This window comes from Dactylosporangium roseum, assembly GCF_025264685.1.
In the GTDB taxonomy this organism is placed as follows: Bacteria; Actinomycetota; Actinomycetes; order Mycobacteriales; family Micromonosporaceae; genus Dactylosporangium; species Dactylosporangium roseum.
Window position 1 is genome coordinate 8154320 of sequence record NZ_CP073721.1, and the last position, 19393, is coordinate 8173712.

Genomic DNA, 19393 nt, shown 5'->3' on the forward strand with positions numbered 1-19393 from the left:
CTCAAGACCTGGTGCGTTCGATGATCGAGCGCAGGTCGCGGCGTTCGATCGCCGCCGCCATCAGCTCGGGGAACACGTCCGGCGTGCAGGCGAACGCCGGGACGCCCAGGGCCGCCAGGGCCGCGGCGTTGTCGTGGTCGTAGTCCGGAGCGCCTTCGTCCGAGAGGGACAGCAGGGTGATGACCTGGACACCCGAGGCGGTCATGGCGGCCACGCGGCGCAGCATCTCGTCCCGTACACCTCCCTCGTAAAGATCACTGATCAGCACGAAGACGGTGTCCCGCGGTCGGGTGATGAGCTGCTGACCGTAGGCGATCGCGCGGTTGATGTCGGTGCCGCCACCGAGCTGCGTGCCGAACAGCACGTCGACCGGATCGGCGAGGCGGTCGGTCAGGTCGACGACCGCGGTGTCGAAGACGACGAGGGAGGTCTTCAGGGAGCGCATCGATGCCAGTACCGCCGCGAAGACTCCCGAATAGACGACCGATGCCGCCATCGAACCGGACTGGTCGACGCACAGCACGATGTCACGCTGCACCGACTGCGCTCTGCGGCCGTAGCCGATGAGCCGCTCCGGCACCACCGTGCGGTGCTCGACCTGGTAGTGCTTGAGGTTGGCGCGGATCGTCTTGTCCCAGTCGATGTCGTGGTGGCGCGGCCGGCTGGTCCGCGCGGCGCGGTTGAGCGCGCCGCTCAGCGCGGTGCGGGTCGGCTGCGCGACGCGCCGCTCCAGCTCGGCGACGACCTTCGCGACGACCTTGCGCGCGGCACGCTTGCTCTTGTCGGGCATGACCCGGTTGAGCGACAGCAGCGTGCCGACCAGGTGCACGTCGGGCTCGACCGCGTCGAGCATCTCGGGCTCGAGCAGCAGCCGGGTCAGGTTGAGCCGCTCGATGGCGTCGGCCTGCATGACCTGCACGACGGTCGAGGGGAAGTACTTGCGGATGTCGCCGAGCCAGCGCGCCACGCGCGGCGCCGACGCGCCGAGACCGGCGCCGCGCTGGACCGGCGTGCCGTCGCCGGTGCTGTCGTAGAGCGCGCCGAGTGCCGCGTCGACGGCGACGTCGTCGCCGCTCAGGCCATAGCCGGTGCCGTCCGCGTCGGGCGCGCCGCCGAGCGCGAGCCGCCAGCGGCGGAGGCGCTCGTCATCCGGTGACATGCAACTCCTTCCCGAGCAGCTTGGTGACCACGGGCAGCAGCAGCGCACCGCGATCGGGGTCGATCAGGTCTTCGGGCTCGCCGCGACGCCGGCCGCCGGTGGTGCCGATCGTGGCGGCGCGCTCACCGATCATGCGGCGCTGCGGGGCGGGATAGCCGCTGAAGGTCCGCCGCAACAGGGGCAGCACCTCGACGAACGCCTCCGCCGGGATGCCGGTGAGCCAGGTGTCGACGAGGCCCAGGAGGCGCTCGTCGTGGACCAGCAACAGCCCGTCGCCGGCGAGGAAGCCCTCGATCCAGGCGGCGGCGCGGGCGACGGGGACACCCACGGTCAGCACCAGCGCCATCCGGACGCCGATCTCCTCGGCGTCGACGGTGCCGGCGTCCAGCAGCAGGCGGCTCGTCCGGCCGGCGAGCAGGCCGTGCAGGTCGTCGCGGGTGGACAGGCCGCCGAGGACCGCCTGCCAGCGCGCGCCGGCGTCCGCGTCGTCGACCAGGGCCAGTGCGCCCTGCACGCCGTCGATACGGTCGCGCATCACCGCCGCGGCCGTGTCGTCGAGGCCGCCGACCACCGCCGGCAGGCCGACGCAGATGCGCGTGATCATGCCGAAGGTGACCGACCGCAAGGACGAGAGGTCGGTGCCACGCACGTCGCCGTAGCGCAGCGTGCGTGCGAGCGCCGGCAGCGCGTCCATCAAGTGCGCGACATCAGCGTCGAGCGCCATCCGCTCGTCGAGCGCGTCGAGCACGCCGGGCAGCGCGGCCGGCAGGTCGGCCAGCAGGCAGCGCTCCACCAGCGCGGTCACGTCGGCGAGGAGCTCCGCTGCGGCGGCCTGCTCGGCGACCCGGGCGGTCGCCGCCTCCAGCACGGTCGTGCCGTAGGCCCCCGCCTCGATCAGGTCGACCTCGAACTCGGGCTGCCAGGCGATCTCCCACTCTTCACGGAAGGTGCCCTTGCCCTTCGCCCCGGCCAGGACCTTGCCCCACTCGACCCCGAGCAGGCGCAGCCGATGCAGCAGCCGGCTGCGCTCCAGGTCGAAGGTCTGGCGAAGGTCGAGCCGGAGCTCGCGGCGCTCGACCTTCGGCGGCAGCCGCAGCCGGCGCTGGCTGCTCGCGACGTCGCGCGAGATCGGCACCGAGGGTGTCTTGTCCGGCACCCGTCCGAGCCGGTCACCGACGACGAGCCGCCGGTTGATCAGGCCGAGCCGCAGGTCGTCGCCCTCGCACAGCACGGCGTGGGCGGCATCGGTGACCTCGGCGAGCCCGGCCAGCGGCCGGCCGCGCATGGTGGCGAGCGCCTCGGCGAGCCGGGTGGCCTCGATGACGTGGGCGCTGGACACGGGCACGCCGTCCTTGCGCAGGACGCCGGCGGCCTTGACCAGCCACCGCTCGATGACGTGCCGGTCGACAGCGGTGAACAGATGGTGGTACCAGCCGGGGGAACGGACCCCGGCGCCGTATCCCTGCCAGGAGGCGAGCCGAGCGTGGGTCCACGGAACCCAGGTCATCGACACCTTGACCTTGGACAACCCTTTGAGCACGGCGGCGTCGGCCGAGGCGCTCGGCAGCGGTGCGGTCAGGGCGGGCACGTGCCAGGCACCACAGATGACGGCGACCCGCTCGTGTTCCTTGAGCGCCGCCCGCAGCGCGACGCGCATGTGGGCCTCGCGGCGCTCCTCGTCGACCCGCTCGGCCTCCGGCGGCTCCGGCGCGTGGGCCCGCACGACGGTCATGGCCTCGGCGATCGCGGCGAACGGCGCGGCCGCGGCACGCAGCTCGTCGACGTCGGGCGAGGCCTCATCCAGGCGGTGCTCGACGACGTCCTCCCACCAGCGCTCCGGGTCGTCGTAGCCGGCGGCCTCCGCCAGCGCGCCGATCGGGTCGACACGCACGGCGTCGTCCGCCGGTGTCGGGGCCGCCGGGGTGCGGACGGCCAGGCGCACGGCGGCCGGCAGGTCGATGAAGCGGACCGGCACCTCCCGGGCCACCGCCCAGCGGATCGCCTGCCACTCCGGGGAGAACTCGGCGAACGGCCAGAACGAGGCGCGCAGCTTCGGGTCGGGGTTGTCGGCGGGGTAGGCCAGCAGCGCCACCGGGGCGCGCATGTCCTCGTCACCGGCGATCGGCACCAGCGGATCGGCCTCCGGCGGGCCCTCGATGAGCACGATCCCGGGCTGGAACGCGGCCAGCGCCCGCCGCACGGCCCGGGCCGAGCCGGGGCCGTGGTGACGCACGCCGAGCAGCAGTGGCTCACTCACCGCGGCGGGCCGCCCGGTAGAAGTCGCGCCAACCCTCGCGCTCACGGATCACCGTTTCGAGGTATTCCTGCCAGACGACCTGGTCGGAGACCGGGTCCTTCACGACGGCGCCCAGGATGCCCGCGGCGACGTCGCCGGCGCGCAGGACCCCGTCGCCGAAGTGGGCGGCGAGCGCCATGCCGTTGGTGACCACCGAGATCGCCTCGGCCGTCGACAGGGTGCCGCTCGGCGACTTGAGCTTGGTGCGGCCGTCCTCGGTGACGCCGTTACGGAGCTCCCGGAAGACGGTGACCACACGGTGGATCTCGTCGACCGCCGGCGGCAGCTCGGGCAGTTCGAGGGCCTTGCCGAGGGCGGCGACACGGCGGGCGACGATGTCGACCTCCTCCTCGACCCCCGCGGGCACCGGCAGCACCACGGTGTTGAACCGGCGGCGCAGGGCGGAGGACAGCTCGTTGACGCCGCGGTCGCGGTCGTTGGCGGTGGCGATGACGTTGAACCCCTTGCGGGCCTGGACCTCCTCGCCCAACTCCGGCACCGGCAGCGTCTTTTCCGACAGGATCGTGATGAGCGTGTCCTGGACGTCGGACGGGACACGTGTCAGCTCTTCGACGCGGGCGATCCGCCCGTCGGCCATGGCCCGCAGGACCGGGCTCGGCACCAGCGCGGCGCGGGACGGGCCCTCGGCGAGCAGGCGGGCATAGTTCCACCCGTAGCGGATCGCCTCCTCGGGGGTGCCGGCGGTGCCCTGGACGAGCAGCGTCGAGTCGCCGCTGACCGCGGCGGCCAGGTGCTCCGAGACCCAGGTCTTCGCGGTGCCGGGCACGCCGAGCAGCAGCAGTGCGCGGTCGGTGGCGAGCGTGGCGACCGCGACCTCCATCAGGCGGCGCGGCCCGACGTACTTCGGCACGACCACGGTGCCGTCGGCCGCCTCGCCACCCAGCAGGTAGGTGACGACGGCGGCGGGGGAGAGCCGCCAGCCCGGCGGGCGGGGGCGGTCGTCACCGGCGGCCAGGGCGGCCAGCTCGGCGGCGAACTCGTCCTCGGCGTGCCGCCGCTGCACCGACTCGGCGACGGGCGCGCCGTCCACGTGTGCGGCAGTGACATCGACTGTGCTGGTCACGCGAGCTCCTCGAGCATGTCGTGGCGGAACCGGAGAGTGTCGGCGAAGCGGCCGACGATGGAGGACATCGGGTCGTCGGAGGGCAGGCCGGTGGCGAGCGCGGTGGCCCGCCCGGCGGTGTCGGCGGGCAGTCGCAGGGCAGCCAGCTCGCACAGCCCCGCGAGGCGCCAGCCGGCCGACCGCCGGCCGCCGAGATCGTCGAGGGCGGCGAACACGGCCTCGACGAGCGCCGGTGGCCACGGCCGGGGGCACAGCTCCAGCACGTGCTCGACACCGACCGCGGCGGCGCCGACGAGACCGCGGCGCAGCACCTCGACGGCGATCGTGGACAGCGCATCGGAGGGCAGCGCGTCATACAGCGCCTCGAGCAGCAGCCGGTCGTCGGGGTGCCCGCCGGCGGCGACCTCCTCGGTGAGCTGCCCGGTCAGCGCGGTCGCCCACCGCGGCTCGCGCTGTGCGGCGGCGGCCCGGGCCAGCCCGCGGCGCACGACAGCGGCCCACTCGTCGGTGACGGGCAGGCGCAGGAACTCCTCGGGCTCACCCCAGACCCGCAGCGGGGTGCGGGTGAGCAGCTCTTCCAGCCACCAGGCGCGCTCGCCGACCCCGGCGGGCGGGCGGGGCGCGATGCCGTCGCGGCGCATGCCCTTGTCGCAGGCGGTGGGCGGGGTGATCAGAATGTGGCCGCCGCTGACGCGCACGCAGGCGGTCGACCGCTCGGTCATCCGTTGCGCATAGGCACTGTCGGGCAGCAGGGCGAGCAACTCGACCGCCGCCACCCGGACCTCCTTGCGCCGGTCGTCGAGGCCCGTCTCCAGCAACGGCTCATCGTCGGTGGTCAGGCCGGTGGCGAGCGCGCCGAGCAACGCGGCCCGGTCCTCCGGCGTCTCGGCCTGCCACGCGGCGGCGAGCAGCTCGCGGGCCTTCCCGGGGTCGCGGCGACGCAGCGCGGTGAGATGACCGACGCGGCGCCCGATGGCGCCGAGCTCCCACACCGCGGCGTCGTCGGCCGGCGCGTCGACGGCGACGGCCGCGGCGAGGTGACTCCAGTCGGGCCGCTGCGCGGCCAGCCACGCGACACGCGGCCCACCGGCGGCGGCGATGAGCGGTCGGAGGGCACGGTGCCGGCGGCCGATCTCCAGCAGGGCGGGCAGCAGCTCGCCGGGCACCCGCCGGCCGTGGACGGCGCCGAGCCACTCGGCCAGCAGCTCGATGCGCCCGTCGGCGTCGCGGACCGGCACGGCGTTGCTGGTGCCGTAGCCGGCCGCATCGACGGCGAGCAGGTCGGCGGCCCGCGCGGCGGCCGGCCAGGACACGAGCGGGAGGTCGGAGTCGTCGGGTGCGGGCTCGGGCAGCGCCAGACCGCTGCGCGGGGCGACGCCCGCCCGCCGGTACAGCGTCAAGGCCCCGGCGGCGTCGAGCAGTGCCTCGGCCGGGTCGTCGGCGGTGGAGACGTCGGGCGGCAGCGTGCGCCGCTGGGTGCCGACCAGCGCTGTGGCCAGCACGTCGCTCCACGCGGGCAGGCGCGTCACAGCCGCACCAGCCGGTGGTCGGACCAGACACCCATGGGCCGGACGCCGCCCGCGGACCACTCGGCGGTGACGGTGGCGGGCCGGCCCGCGGTCACCGCGACGAGGCGCCAGGGCTCACCGGCGGCCGCGTCGAGCGGCAGCCCGTTGCCGTCGGCGTCGGCGAGGAGCCATGCGGCACCGTCGCGGACCGGGGTGACCGCGTCGAGGACCATCGGCCAGTAGTCGAGCCACGGGTCGCCGGCCAGCGCCTCGGCATGGGCGCGCAGGTTGGCCTCGATGCCCGCGGCACCCGCGACGGCGTGGATGCGCTCGGGTGGCGCGTGCCGCTTGGCGATGAGTGCCCGGGCCGGCTGGCCGCCGGGATAGAGGCACACGTCGGCGTCGATCTCGGTGCCGGGCAGCAGGTCGATCGGCAGTGACTGCCCGGCGACGGCGAACGACAGCACGAGCAGCGGGCGGCCGGACACGACGCCACGCAGCCAGGCGCGGCGGACGGTCAACTGATCTTCGATCTCGTCCCGGACGCCGTGCACCTGCCAGCGGTCGCGGACGGCCGGTCCGGCGAGCACGGTCTCGGTGGCGATCGGCAGCCCCACCCGCATGCGGATGCTGGCGGCGAGGTCTTCGGGCAGGTCGCCGAGGCGCCGGTAACCCCCGATCAGCAGCCGGAGCCGGGCGAGCTCGCCGAGCAGACGCTCGGGGGAACCGGTCACGGCGGAGGTGCGGCGCAGGATGCCGGCGGCGCCCGTGGCCTGGGCGTCGACCAGCCGGGCGGTCATGGTGTCCCAGTGGGCGTAGCCGTTCTTCGCGACCGTCGCCAGGCCGGCCCGTGCCTGGTCGGTGAGCCACCGGTCGAGCTCTTCGAGACCGGCCGAGATCCGGTCGGCACGTCGCGCCTGGGCCTTCTCGCTCGGCACCGCCCGGGTGCCGGATTCACGTGGAACATCGTCGGCTCGCTCGGCGACCCGCGTCGCCAGGGCGCTCCGGGCGGCGCGGGACGCCTGCCACTCCTGGGCCCAGGCGGGCGCCACGGCGTCGGCGACGCTGCCCGACGCCCAGCGCAGCAACAGCGCCAGGGCGTGCTTGCAGGGGAACTTGCGGCTGGGGCAGGTGCATTTGAACGCCGGCTCGGTGAGATCGACGGCGGTCTGGTAGGGCGTCGTGCCGCTGCCCTGGCAGAGCCCCCAGACGGTCGGGGGCAGGTCGTCGTTCGCACTGAGGCCGGTCTCCAGCCAGGCGCGGTCGCCGGCCAGCCCGCGCGCCGCCCGCTGCGCGGACGAATCGGGAGCCAGTGCCATCACCTGGTCGGTCGTCCAGACCGTGGTGACCGTCGTTGTTTCGGCCATGCTGCCAACCGTAGTGAGGGGGTACGACATTCCGGGGCTGGGTATGAACCGGTCATGAGACCCGTGCGCACCGTGGCCCGCTCGATGCTCGCCGCCCTTTTTGCCATCCAGGGCTGGCAGGCGGCCCGCCACCCGGCGAAACTCGCCGATCAGGCGCGGCCGGTCACCGATCGGCTGGAGCCGACGATCCGCGCGGTACACCCGAGACTACCCACCGACGCGGAAACCCTTGTGCGCCTGAACGGCGCCGCACAGCTCGCCGGCGGGTTGCTCCTGGCCACCGGGCGCGCGACCACGCCCGCGGCGCTGCTGCTGGCCGGATCGATGGTGCCGACGACGATCGCCGGACACCCGTTCTGGAAGGCCGAGGATCCTGCGCAACGGAGCGCGCAGCGCATCCAGTTCCTGAAGAACCTCGGCATCGTCGGCGGGCTGGTGTTCGCGGCGCTGGACAACGAAGGGCGCCCGGGGCTCGCCTGGCGGACTCGGCACACCGCCGGGCACGCCGCCCATCGGACTCGGCACACCGCGGAGCACGCCGGCCACCGGGCCGGCCACATCGGGCAGGCTGCGCGGCGGGCGCTGCGGACCACCAGGCGGGATGCCCGGATCGCGCTGCGGGCCGCCCAGATCGGGCGGCGGCTGCCCGCCTGACGGTCAGGGGCAGTTGACCCATTCCTCCGAGCCGTCGGTGAAGACCTGACGCTTCCAGACCGGCAGCCTGGCCTTGACCTCGTCGACGAGCCGTGCGCACAGTGCGAACGCCTCGGCCCGGTGCGCCGTCGACACCGCCGCCGCCAGGGCCACGTCGCCGATCTCGAGCCGCCCGACGCGGTGCGAGACCGCGAGAGCGCGCACAGCCGGGTCCGCACCGATCTCCGCGGCGATCTCCGCCAGGATCGCGCCGGCGCTCGGGTGCCCCTCGTACTCCAGCTCGAGCACCCCGCGCCCGCCGTCGTGATCACGCACCACACCGGCGAACGACACGACCGCTCCGGCCGAGCGGTGCTCGACGGCCCGCTCGTGCTCCGTCACGTCGAGCCGTTCCGTCGTGACAACCGCCGTGATCAAGGTCGCTCTCCATCCAGGATCGGTAACGGTACGACCAGTGCCTGCTCACCCGCGCGCCCCTGCGTCCCCGGCGGGATGACCGCGAAGCCGAACGAGCTCGCCAGCCCGCGCAGCATGGACGACCCCACGTGGGCGACGGGGTGGGCCCGGCCGTCCACCATCCGGACGAGTGCCAGGTGCGTGAAGTCGCCCCGGCCGGGCACGTCGGCGCCGAGTGTCACCGTGCCGGGCGCCGGCAGCGTCCGCCCGGTGAGACCCGCGAGCAGGGGTAGGACGAGCGAGACCAGCGCCACGAACGTCGACTGCGGGTTGCCCGGCAGCCCGGCGACGAACTGCCCGCCGGGCAGCTTCGCGACGAGCATCGGAAACCCGGGGCGGACCGCGACGGTGTTCACCACGTACCTCGCGCCGAGCGCCGCGAGCGCCGGGTGCAGGTGGTCGACCGGCCCGTGCATGGTCCCGCCGGTGGTGCAGACGACCTGCGCGCCGGCGTCGACGGCGCTCCGCAGGGCCGCGATGTGATCGTCGAGCGTGTCGGCGACCGGCCCGCGGACGTGCACCACCTCGGTGCCGGCGCGGCGCAGCCAGGAGGGCAGTGACGGGCCGAGGGCGTCGCGGACCCGCCCGTCACCGGGCGGGCCGGCGACGAGCAACTCGTCGCCGAAGACCAGCAGTGCCGCCTTCGGAGCGGGGCGGCAGGGCAGCGTGTCGTAGCCGCAGGACGCGGCGAGCCCGATGACGCCGGGGGTGACGGGGGTGCCGGCGGGCAGCAGTTCTTCGCCACGGGCCGCCTCCTCGCCCCGGCTGCGCCAGTCGGGCGTCTTGCGGGCGGTGCCCGCCAGCACCGTGTCGCCGTCGACCTTCGATTCCTCGATCCGGATGACCGCGTCGGTGCCGGGCGGGACCATGCCGCCGGTGGCGATCTCGACGCAGGTGCCCGGGGAGTCCAGCGGGATCGCGTGGTCACCGGCGAGGACACGCCCGACGATCCGCCAGGGTGCGTCACCGCGGACCGCCCAGCCGTCCACGCTGGACGTCGGGAAGGCAGGCAGGTCGGTCAGGGTGACCAGCGGCTCGGCGAGCGTCAGGCCGTCGGACTCGACGAGGGGGACGGGCGTGATGCCCGGCGCCGCCGCCGAGCCCGCCTCGAACACCGCCTGGCGGGCATCGGCCCACGTGATCGGTAACGTCACGCGTCGAGCCTAGCGCCTGGTCAGCTCCGGGTGATCACCCAGTGGGCCGCGCCGACGCCCGCACGCGACCCACGGGTTCGGACCTGCCCTCACGGACGTCGATCTTGTTGTCGGCCAGGTTGACCCGTATCCCTCAGTGGTCGCCGCCCTTGAGCTGGTCGACCGCGTGGGCGAGGACCGGGCCGAGCACGGCCAGGCCGTCCTTGGCGCCACCCTTCGAGCCGGGCAGGTTGACGATGAGCGTGCGGCCGGCCACCCCGGCGAGGCCGCGGGACAGGATCGCGGTCGGCACCTTCGCCGCGCCGGCCGCCCGGATCGCCTCGGCGATGCCGGGCACCTCGTAGTCGAGCACCCGCCGGGTCATCTCCGGCGTCGCGTCGGTGGGTGTGACACCGGTGCCGCCGCTGGTGACGACGACGTCGGCGCCGTCGGCGACGGCGGACCGCAGTGCGGCCTCGACCGGCGGCCCGTCGGGCACCACGACCGGGTCACCGACCTCGCAGCCGAGTGCCCGCAGGCCCGCGACGAGCAGCGGGCCACTGGTGTCGGCGTAGACGCCGGCCGCCGCACGGTTGGAGGCGACGACGACCACCGCTCTCACGAGCGTTCCCACAGTCCGGTCTTTCCGCCTTCCTTACGCAGGACCCGCACTGCCTCCAGGGAGGCGGCGGGATCCACGGCCTTGATCATGTCGATCAGGGCGAGCCCGGCGGCGGCGACCGCGGTCAGCGCCTCCATCTCCACCCCGGTCCGGTCGGCGGTCCGGGTGACGACCTCGATGTCGATGGCGTCATCACGGAGCGTCAACTCGACCGTGACGCCGTGCAGAGCAATCGGATGACACAGCGGGATCAGGTCGGGGGTGCGCTTGGCTCCCATGATCCCGGCGATGCGGGCCACGGCGAGCGCGTCACCCTTGGGCAGGGCACCGTCACGCAACAGCGCGACGACTTCGGCGGCGGTCCGGACGGATCCTGCGGCGACGGCCCGTCGGGTGGTCACGTCCTTGGCGGTGACGTCGACCATCCGGGCCGCGCCCGAAGCGTCCACATGGGTCAGCTCTTGGGCCACGAAGTGAGCTTATCCACTGCATCGGGAGCCCGACGGATCCCCTATTGATCATGCACGCTAAGGGAAAGCGCGCGCCGGCACACTTCAACGCAGCGTGACATCCTGAGTACCAAATCGTGACAATCACTGCCCTTCTTCGCAAACTATGAGGGTTGCGACAAATAGGCTTGAGCAAGTTGCGTTCTGCACCCTAGGCTTCGTTCAACGCACCAAACGTTGATGAATTTCAATGTCTTGTTGCGCACGGGGGTCGATTCCGCGAAGCGACCTTTGGGGGCAGAGATGAAGAACTGGGACTGGGCCTGAGCCCGCAGCCCGCACGGCGGGTTGACAACCGGGTGGCGCCATCGGACACGATGAGCGCAGACGCGATGCAGAACCAACCGCGAACCGACGACGCGACCAACCGGCGCCTGTGGCGCCTCGTTGGTCCCGTCGTCGTCGGCGGGGCGGTCGTCGGTCTCTGGTCGCTGTGGCACGTCGCCGACTACGGCAACGTCGCCTTCTACATGATCGCACCCATCGCGGCCATGGTGGCCAGCGGATTCGTCCTCATCGAGATTCGCGTCCGATCCATCGTGACCTCCGGCGCGCCCACCGCGGCAGTCAGCGCCGTGGCATCGGCATTCCTGCCGCCGCCGATGGTCGTCCTGTCCGCCCTGTGCGGCTGGTTCATCCATCAGCTCATGCAGCGGCGCACCGATCCCCTGAAGATCAGCTTCAACGTCGCCAAGGCGACGCTCTCCGCGGCGGCGACGACGTTCACCGCGACCGCCTGCGGTGTCCGGCCCATCCTGCTGCACGACGACGTCACGATCGGCAGCCTCATCCCCGGCATGGCCGCCGGATCGGTCGCGTTCGCACTGGTCGACGAGCTGATCGCCCGAGCGCTCGTCGCCATCATCACCCACACGTCGTACCGGCAGCGGCTGCTGGCCCACTGGAACGCGCTGACGATCAGCCGGCTCGGCCAACTCGGCGTGGCGATCGCGACCGTCGCCGCGTACCAGATCAGCGAATGGCTGCTCCTCGTCTTCCCGCCGCTCGTCTACGCCATCCACCTGACCTCGGCCAACCGGGTCCGCGCCCGGCAGGGCGACGAGGCCTGGCAGCGACTCGCCGAGGCGACCGACGAGTTCAACTCCGTCGACCAGACCGCGGTCCTCTACGCCGCCGTCCGCCGCGCCGCCGACCTGTTCTCCACGGACGAGGCCGAGGTGGAGATCCGGCCGCCCAGCGGTGAGGCGCGCCTGGTGCGCAGCAACGGCCGCGAGATCCTCTTCGACGGCGCCCCGCTCGACGCACCCACCGCAGACGGGTTCATGATCTCGATCGCGCTGGAGAGCTATCGCGGCGACGCCGATCTCGGCGAACTGCGCCTGCGCTTCCGCGGCCCGATCAAGCTGTCCGAGCGGGAGAACTACACACTGCGGACCTTCGCCGCCGCCCTGTGCACCGCCATCCGCAACGCCGCCACCCACGCCGAGACCCGACGTCTCGCCGAGAGCCACGCCCGCGCCGCCGCCCAGGACCCGCTGACCCACCTCGCCAACCGGCGGCGTCTCCAGCAGTACGGCGACGAGATCCTCTCCGCCGTGCCCGCCCCCGGCATCGTCGGCGTCATGCTCATCGACCTCAACCACTTCAAAGAGGTCAACGACACCCTCGGCCACTCCGCCGGGGACCGCGTGCTCACCGCCGTCGCCGAGCGGCTTTCCGCCGCCGCCCGCCCCGGCGACCTCGTGGCCCGGTTCGGCGGCGACGAGTTCGCCGTCATCCTCGTCGGCCTCAGCGCCCCCGCTCTCGCCGAGGTCCGCGCCCACGCGATCCTCGACGCGCTCGTCCCGCCGATCGAGCTCGACGACATGCGGATCGGTGTCGAGGCTAGCTGCGGCGTCACCACCGCCAGCGGCGGCAGCATCGGCGAGCTTTTGCGCCGTGCCGACGTGGCGATGTACCAGGCAAAACAGGAAGGCCAGCGGGTCGTCGTCTACGCACACGCCCGCGACACCGCCGACGTCGGCTCCCTCACCCTCGGCGGCGACCTCGCCCGCGCCGTCGCCGAGCGGCAGTTCACCGTCAACTTCCAGCCGATCGTCGACCTCGCCAGCGGTCAGGTCATCGCCGCCGAGGCACTGACCCGCTGGCACCATCCCGACCGCGGTGACCTCGCCCCCGACCGCTTCCTCGGCGCCATCGAACGCTCCGGCCAGCTCTCCGCCTTCGCCGACGCCGTCCTCGACCAGGCCTTGCTGGCCGTCTCCCTCTGGGCCGACCACGGCCACCCCATCCCGGTCGCCGTCAACGTCTCGCCCCGCAGCCTGCTCGACCCGTCCTTCCCCGACGCGGTGGCCCGCCGCCTCGGCGCACGCGGCGTCCCCGCCTCGTCACTGGTCATCGAACTCACCGAGTCGATCACGCTCAGCAAGCTCGAGGTCGTCGACGACGTCCTCGCCGCGCTGCGCGACCAGGGCATCCGGCTCGCCCTCGACGACTTCGGCACCGGGTTCTCCTCACTGGCCACCCTCGCCCGGGTCCCGGTCGACGAGCTGAAGATCGACCGGAGCTTCGTCGCCGCCATGAACGCGTCCGCCCCCGGCGCCGTGGTCCGCTCGACCATCGACCTCGGCCGCAGCCTCGACCTGGTGGTCGTCGCCGAAGGTGTCGAACGCGAAGAGCAACGCCAGCAACTGTGGGAGCTCGGCTGCCCGGCCGGGCAGGGCCACCTCTTCGCCCGCGCCATGCCGGCCGACCGGCTGCTCGCCGCGCTCCAGCGCGGCGACGGCGTCCTCGCCGCACCGCTGCACGACACCGGCGCCGTCATCCGAATGTCCCGGACCCGCCGATCCCGCCGCATGGGCCCCAGCGAGGCCGGGCAAGAATGGTCGACATAACCGTCGGCCACCGCACCCGCCTCCTCGACGTCGGCTTCTACGCGCTCTGTGCCGCGTTCGCCGGCGTCACCGCGCTGACGTCGACACTGATGCCGCACCGCGCGTGGGGCGCCATCGCCTGGATCGGCTACGCCGCCGCCGCACTGCTCGCGCTCACCGGCCTGATCCGGCGCACCTGGCTCGCCGGCGCCGTCTACGTCGCCGTGGCGCTCGTGCCCCTCGTCACGCAGGCCGTCCAGCGCGCCGGCGGGCGCACCGACCGCGCTCAGGAAGAGGTCCTCGTCGTCGAGCAGGCCGGAGAACGGCTGCTCGCCACCGGCACCCCCTACCTCGACCGCCCGTCGATCGCCGTCCTGCCCGCCGGCGAGCAACTGCTCGGCTACACCCCGTACCAGCCCGGCATGGCCGTCTTCGGCCTGCCGCGCGCCGCCTTCGGATCCGCCTGGTGGACCGACGCCAGGATCTGGTTCGCCCTCGTCACCACGGGATTGATCTGGTACGCGCTGAGCCTCCTCCGCCCACACTCCACCGTCCCGGTCGCGCAGGCCGTGCTCGCCCTCCCCCTGTGCACGCTGACGCTCGCGACCGGCGGCGACGACCTGCCCGTCCTGGCACTCGCCCTGCTGGCGATCGCGTTCGCGGCCCGCGGCCGACTCCTGGCCGCCGGGGTGGCGGCCGGCCTGGCCGGCACCCTGAAGCTCTTCGCCCTGCCCGTAGCCGTGGTACTGCTGGTGCTCGCCTGGCGGACCGGACGCCTCCCGGCCGCGTGGCGATTCGCTGCGGGCGCATTCGGCCTGCCCCTCCTGGCCCTGCTGCCGCCGCTGCTGGCCGGCTTCGACGCCTATGTCGAAAACGTCCTGCGGTTCCCCTCCGGACACGGCCTCGTGGCCAGCCCCGCGCAGTCGCCGCTGCCCGGGCACTTCATCGCCGAAGCGCTGCCCGCCGGGAGGTACATCTCGCTGGGCCTGCTCCTCCTGGCGGCCCTGGCGCTCGGCTGGTGGCTCCTGCGCCGCCCGCCCACCGGTGCCGGTGCCGCCGCGCTGGTCGTCGCCGTGGGGCTGACCTGCGCCATCATGCTCACGCCGACCACACGATTCGGATACCTGCTCTACCCCGCCGCGTTCCTCGCCCTGTGGGGGTCACTGCGCGCCCGCGCAGCGGACCCCGTCGCCGATGCGGAGGACCGGACCGGCGACAGCATGACGCCGACCGCCCCCACGGCGTAGACAGGAGGTATGAGCTACCGCAACCGGCTCGAGGCCGGCGCGGCACTCGCCGACCGGCTCACCCACTACACCGGCCGCACCGATGCCATCGTGCTGGGACTGGTGCGCGGCGGCGTGCCGGTCGCGGCCGAGGTGGCGCACCGCCTGCGCCTCCCGTTGGACGTCCTCGTCGTGCGCAAGCTGGGCGTGCCGTGGGCGCCGGAGGTGGCGTTCGGCGCCGTCGGCCCGGGTGGCGTGCAGGTCCTCAACGAGGAGATCTCGACCCGCCTGGAGCCCGACGAGATGGCGCCCGTGATCCGCCACGAGAACCACGAGCTCACCCGCCGCGAACGCCTCTTCCGCCTGGGCCGCGGCGAGCTGGACCTCACCGGCCTGGTCGCCATCGTCGTCGACGACGGCTTGGCGACCGGCGCCACCGCACAGGCAGCGGTGGCCGTGGCCCGGGCCATTGGCGCCACCAGCGTCGTGCTGGCCGCCCCGGTAGGCGCCGCGGCCGCGGTCGACCGCCTCCGCCACCTGGCCGACGAGGTGGTCTGCCCACTGACGGCGGTGGATTTCGGCTCGGTCAGCCGCTACTACGACGACTTCCGCCAGATCGGCGACGCCGAGGTCTCCCGTCTCCTGTCCGCGGCGTAGGCCACCGCCAGCTCCCGGCAGGCGCTGGGAGGGTCCGCTCAGATCGCCATGTCGACGAACCGGGACAGGTGCAACTGGGCCGCGACCGTCACCGTGTCGGTCGGGCCGTTTCGGTGCTTGGCGACGATGAAGTCCGCCTCACCGGCCCGCGGTGACTCCTTGTCGTAGTAGTCGTCCCGATGCAGCAAGATCACGACGTCGGCATCCTGCTCGATCGAGTTATGGGTGGCGATGCCGTTGGCCACGAAGTTGTGCACCCCGGTGACCGTCGCGTCGAACACCTCCATTTCACCAAGACTCTCGATCGACTTGATCTCGTCCCAGAAGACGTCGTTGGTCGCGTGAAGATCCAATTCGGCGCTGTTCAGAACCGCAGCGACCTGAGCGAGCCGGGAACGGCTCGGCGCGTGCTTCCACCTCGTGCTGCCACCGACCTGCGCTCCCATGGCCAGCGCGAACTCGCGGTGCGACATGTCGGCCTCGAGCAACACCTTGCGCACGGAGTTCCAGATCTCCTTGGGCACCGGGTCCACGTCGGTGTTGCTCTTGACCACTTCCAGCGCCGCACGCAGACGTTCGCATTGACGGGCCTGTTCCCCGTGGCCGCCGATCTCCCGAACGAACCGAAGCTGGTCGTCCCGGCCCGAGATGTCCAACGCGTACCGCGTCCGGCAGGGACCTGGCGTGACCGTCCGAACCCTGGCGGTGATCCCGAAGCGCAACAGCAGGCGGGAAATGCCCTGCAGCATCGCCTCACTCGTGGCGGCGAAGTCGATACGTCCCCCGCTCCCACCGTCGGCGCGGGTCGTCACCGACCCGTCCGTGGCCCACAGGTGGCGGAGGAAGACCTTGATCTGCTCCTTCGGCAGGGCGAACAAGCGCTCCGGCAGAAACCTCTCGTGTGGACGCAGCCCGAAGAGGCCGAGCTTGTCCAGCCACTCGGCAATCGGATGCTGTCGACCCGGGGCCGGCTTGACGGGGGCGGACAGGCGAAGCGTCGTGACTCCCCCGGCCGGGCAGTCGTCTCGAACAGCCGTGACACCGAAGTGCCTTGCGGCATCGGCGACGGCCCGAAGATTCGCCTCCTCGACACCGGCGTAGCGAATCGGCTGATGCTCGACGAAGGATCCGTCACCGAGAAGGTGCGCGAGGAGCACGACCTCTTCCTCGGGCCACGCCCGCACCCGCACCGGCGGCGGGACGTGCCGTGGCACGGCCAGACGGTGCCCCACCCCGAGTTCGTCGAGCGGCGTCCAGCCCGCAAACGTCAGGAACGGATGGTTTGCGGTCGCGTCGATGACCTTGCCCGACGCGAGGCGCATCCGGAAGACCTCCTTGCGCCCACTGGGGAACACATGGGTCATGGTCTGTGCGGTGTACTGCAGTTTGTCGTTCAGCGCCCACACCGGAACGTCGCGAGCACCGGTGCTGAGCAGCTCACCGAGTGAAACCTCGGCATTGGTGTCGGCCCGCATGACCCGCGTGTCCGCCGTGAGACAACCCGACTCCCGGAGGTCGGATAGCTGGGGCCGCTTGTCCGTGCGCTGCTCCGGACCGCGGTTGAGCTGGCTGACCGCCACCACCGGGCACTCGACCTCCTTGGCCAGCAGCTTCAAGCCACGGGACAGGTCGGCGACCTCCTGCTGCCGGCTCTCGGTGCGCTTCGGACTCGTCATGAGCTGCAGATAGTCGACCACGATCAACTTGAGGTCGTGCCGCTGCTTGAGCCGGCGCGCCTTGGCCCGGATCTCCATGAGGTTCATGTTGGGCGTGTCGTCGACGAACAGCGGCGCCTCGCTGATCTCACCCATCCGCCGCGCGAGCTTGGTCCAGTCGTCGTCGGACAACTGCCCCGACCGCAGCACGTGCAGCGGAACCCGTGCCTCGGCCGAGAGCAGTCGCATGACGATCTCGACCTTCGACATCTCCAGGCTGAAGATCGCCGACGCCATGTTGTGCTTGACCGACGCCGCCCGGCTGAAGTCCATGGCCGCGGTCGAGTTGTGGGTGGGGATCATCGCTCGGCCGGCCAGATACATGTGGTCGGCGTTATCCACCTGGATGCAGCGCACCGGCACGCTCGGCACCCGGCGCACACCCTTGATGTGGCGACTGCCGGTCGTCGAGAAGTCGATCGTGCACGCCATCGTGCCGTTCGCCGTCTCGCGGCTCACGGTCGCGCGGTACCCCAGACTCACCGCCAGTTCGTAGACACCATCGGCCAGCCGCGCGGAGGTCGTGGTGTACCGAACGCTGCCGGTCGGCGCCACCGTGCCGCCGGTGTCCAGCAGACCGGCGAGCAGCGCGCGCCGCTGCCGCTCGGAGGCGCGGAGGTATGCGTCGGGGATGTGCCCGTCGCCGAGCCAGGCTCCGGGTGTGAGCGGCGGAACCGGCAGGTCGGACCGGTCGGGCAACTGGAGCGGCCGGGTGTTGACGACCGCGTGGTTGAGCCGGCCGTCGACAGGGTGCCGGAGCGAGGCGGCGATCTCGGCGGTCGTGACGATCGGCTCGTGCACGGTTGCCGTCTCGGCGTTCATGTGCCGGTGGTGGCTCAGCGTGGCCACCGCACCGACCGCACCGACCGCACCGACCGCTCCGGCGGCGACCGGCGGCACGTGAGCGAATCGCCGGTGCTGGGACCGGCCGGCGGTGATGCGAGTCTTCCACAGATGCTCCGCGTCGGCGACGATCACGCTGCCGTCGGAGAACTCCACCTCGTAGCACGGACGGTCGTGCAGCACGTCGAAGGCGTTGACGATCGTGGTGGGCCGGCCGTCGGCGCCGAAGACCTGGTCGCCGACCGTGACCTCGCCCATCGTCGTCCAGCCGCCGGGGGTGGCCAGCGGTGTGTCGAGCGCCAGCGCCTTCCCGAGGCCGGGGCGTCCGGCGACGATGATCAACTGGCCGGCGTGGAGACCGTTGAGCAGGCGGTCGAGGTCGCTGAAGCCGGTCGGGACGCCGGTCATCATGCCGCCCTGGGCACCGACCGCCTCGATCTCGTCGAGGGTCGGCTGGAGCATCTCGGCGAGGACGGCGAAGTCTTCGCTGACGCGCTTCTCGGTGACGTCGTAGATCGCCTGCTGGGCGAGGTCGACGACGTCGTCGACGTCGCGGCCGCCCTGGCCGCCGGCGCCGTAACCGAGCTGGACGATGCGCGTGCCGGCCTCGATGACCCGGCGCAGGACGGCGCGCTCGGCGACGATCCGTGCGTAGTACGACGCGTTGGCGGCCGTCGGCACGGCGGCCATGAGGGTGTGCAGGTAGGCCGCGCCGCCGACCTTGCTGATGGCGCCCGAGTCGCTCAGGGCCGCGGCGACGGTGACCGCGTCCGCGGGCTCGCCGCGGCCGTAGAGGTCGAGGATCGCGTCGTAGATGATCGAGTGGCTGGGTTTGTAGAAGTCGTGCGTCTTGAGGATCTCGACGACGTCGGCGACGGCGTCCTTGGACAGCAGCATGCCGCCCAGCACGCTCTGCTCGGCGGCGACGTCCTGTGGCGGGGTGCGCTCGAAGGCCTGGGCGCCGCCGTTCGGGCGGCCGTCAGCCCCGTCGCGCCCCGGCTCTGCCGGTGCCGCCTCGTCCCAAGGATCCGTCCGCCTGTCGTCGGTGATCGACACTTCGCCCCCCTCGTCATCCCCCCGAGGCCAGTAGACCTCACGGGTATGACAAAAACCGCGCGGCGCGTGGAGCGCCCCGCGCAACGGTATGGAGCGACTGGCGTTCGGCAAAGTTAGCCGGTGGACAAGCCTCTGGACAACCTGTGGAGAGCGGGCCTCAGAGGGTGGGAAACCTTGTGGACAGACCTGTGGACAACGAGGTTCGCCCGGCCCGCAAATCGGCTTTGACCTGGGATTTCGTGATCCACAGCCTGTGTGCGGAAAAAAGTCGCCG

The 19393-nt window shown here is 72.5% G+C and carries 14 protein-coding genes; 4 read left to right on the forward strand and 10 right to left on the reverse strand.

Features of this window, described 5'->3' with window-relative positions:
• Position 1: 1 nt before the first annotated feature.
• The 5 genes from Drose_RS38405 to Drose_RS38425 are packed head-to-tail and all read right to left on the reverse strand — an operon-like array spanning position 2 to position 7414.
• Positions 2-1159 (reverse strand): VWA domain-containing protein, encoded by a 1158-nt coding sequence (locus Drose_RS38405; protein ID WP_260726087.1) that lies wholly within the window; start codon positions 1157-1159, stop codon positions 2-4.
• Positions 1146-3416, reverse strand: a complete 2271-nt coding sequence (locus tag Drose_RS38410; protein WP_260726088.1) for a DUF5682 family protein — start codon at positions 3414-3416, stop codon at positions 1146-1148. Before Drose_RS38410 ends, Drose_RS38405 begins: the two co-directional genes overlap by 14 nt.
• Positions 3409-4539 (reverse strand): ATP-binding protein, encoded by a 1131-nt coding sequence (locus Drose_RS38415; RefSeq protein WP_260726089.1) that lies wholly within the window; start codon positions 4537-4539, stop codon positions 3409-3411. The genes Drose_RS38410 and Drose_RS38415 overlap by 8 nt, the downstream gene beginning before the upstream one ends.
• A complete protein-coding gene (locus Drose_RS38420) occupies positions 4536-6068 on the reverse strand; it encodes a DUF5691 domain-containing protein (RefSeq protein WP_260726090.1) in 1533 nt (510 codons plus the stop codon). The genes Drose_RS38415 and Drose_RS38420 overlap by 4 nt, the downstream gene beginning before the upstream one ends.
• A complete protein-coding gene (locus Drose_RS38425) occupies positions 6065-7414 on the reverse strand; it encodes an SWIM zinc finger family protein (protein ID WP_260726091.1) in 1350 nt (449 codons plus the stop codon). The genes Drose_RS38420 and Drose_RS38425 overlap by 4 nt, the downstream gene beginning before the upstream one ends.
• A gap of 84 nt (positions 7415-7498) precedes the next feature.
• Between Drose_RS38425 and Drose_RS38430 the strand changes: the two genes are divergently transcribed.
• Positions 7499-8068 (forward strand): DoxX family protein, encoded by a 570-nt coding sequence (locus tag Drose_RS38430; RefSeq protein WP_390891480.1) that lies wholly within the window; start codon positions 7499-7501, stop codon positions 8066-8068.
• A 3-nt stretch (positions 8069-8071) separates the two neighbouring features.
• Here Drose_RS38430 and Drose_RS38435 read toward each other — a convergent pair whose 3' ends face one another.
• From Drose_RS38435 to moaC, 4 genes are all read right to left on the reverse strand, one after another.
• Positions 8072-8485 carry a molybdenum cofactor biosynthesis protein MoaE gene (locus Drose_RS38435; RefSeq protein WP_260726093.1) on the reverse strand — a complete coding sequence of 138 codons (414 nt, stop codon included), beginning with the start codon at positions 8483-8485 and terminating at the stop codon, positions 8072-8074.
• Positions 8482-9678, reverse strand: a complete 1197-nt coding sequence (locus Drose_RS38440; protein WP_343870776.1) for a molybdopterin molybdotransferase MoeA — start codon at positions 9676-9678, stop codon at positions 8482-8484. The genes Drose_RS38435 and Drose_RS38440 overlap by 4 nt, the downstream gene beginning before the upstream one ends.
• A 133-nt stretch (positions 9679-9811) precedes the next feature.
• Positions 9812-10291 carry a MogA/MoaB family molybdenum cofactor biosynthesis protein gene (locus Drose_RS38445; RefSeq protein ID WP_260726094.1) on the reverse strand — a complete coding sequence of 160 codons (480 nt, stop codon included), beginning with the start codon at positions 10289-10291 and terminating at the stop codon, positions 9812-9814.
• Positions 10276-10704 (reverse strand): cyclic pyranopterin monophosphate synthase MoaC, encoded by a 429-nt coding sequence (gene moaC, locus Drose_RS38450; protein WP_260729961.1) that lies wholly within the window; start codon positions 10702-10704, stop codon positions 10276-10278. Before moaC ends, Drose_RS38445 begins: the two co-directional genes overlap by 16 nt.
• Before the next feature lie 416 nt (positions 10705-11120).
• On the opposite strand from moaC, the gene Drose_RS38455 reads away from it, so the two are divergent.
• Genes Drose_RS38455 through Drose_RS38465 form a run of 3 tightly spaced genes read left to right on the forward strand, consistent with a single transcriptional unit; the run spans position 11121 to position 15505 of the window.
• The gene (locus tag Drose_RS38455) at positions 11121-13643 is read left to right on the forward strand and encodes a putative bifunctional diguanylate cyclase/phosphodiesterase (protein WP_260726095.1); all 2523 of its coding nucleotides are present in this window, start codon (positions 11121-11123) and stop codon (positions 13641-13643) included.
• Entirely contained in the window at positions 13631-14869 is a 1239-nt protein-coding gene (locus Drose_RS38460) for a glycosyltransferase 87 family protein (protein ID WP_260726096.1), read from the forward strand. Before Drose_RS38455 ends, Drose_RS38460 begins: the two co-directional genes overlap by 13 nt.
• A gap of 9 nt (positions 14870-14878) precedes the next feature.
• The gene (locus Drose_RS38465; protein ID WP_260726097.1) at positions 14879-15505 is read left to right on the forward strand and encodes a phosphoribosyltransferase; all 627 of its coding nucleotides are present in this window, start codon (positions 14879-14881) and stop codon (positions 15503-15505) included.
• A 38-nt stretch (positions 15506-15543) separates the two neighbouring features.
• Here Drose_RS38465 and Drose_RS38470 read toward each other — a convergent pair whose 3' ends face one another.
• Positions 15544-18960: a replicative DNA helicase gene (locus Drose_RS38470; protein ID WP_313900061.1), complete on the reverse strand. Its 3417-nt coding sequence runs from the start codon at positions 18958-18960 to the stop codon at positions 15544-15546.
• Positions 18961-19393 lie beyond the last annotated feature (433 nt).

Coding starts and splice junctions, on each gene's coding strand:
- Drose_RS38405 (WP_260726087.1), bottom strand. CDS start 1,159: ATGTCACCGGATGACGAGCGCCTCCGCCGCTGGCGGCTCGCGCTCGGC.
- Drose_RS38425 (WP_260726091.1), bottom strand. CDS start 7,414: ATGGCCGAAACAACGACGGTCACCACGGTCTGGACGACCGACCAGGTG.
- Drose_RS38430 (WP_390891480.1), top strand. CDS start 7,499: ATGCTCGCCGCCCTTTTTGCCATCCAGGGCTGGCAGGCGGCCCGCCAC.
- moaC (WP_260729961.1), bottom strand. CDS start 10,704: ATGGTCGACGTCACCGCCAAGGACGTGACCACCCGACGGGCCGTCGCC.
- Drose_RS38455 (WP_260726095.1), top strand. CDS start 11,121: ATGCAGAACCAACCGCGAACCGACGACGCGACCAACCGGCGCCTGTGG.
- Drose_RS38460 (WP_260726096.1), top strand. CDS start 13,631: ATGGTCGACATAACCGTCGGCCACCGCACCCGCCTCCTCGACGTCGGC.
- Drose_RS38465 (WP_260726097.1), top strand. CDS start 14,879: ATGAGCTACCGCAACCGGCTCGAGGCCGGCGCGGCACTCGCCGACCGG.
- Drose_RS38470 (WP_313900061.1), bottom strand. CDS start 18,960: ATGCTGCTGTCCAAGGACGCCGTCGCCGACGTCGTCGAGATCCTCAAG.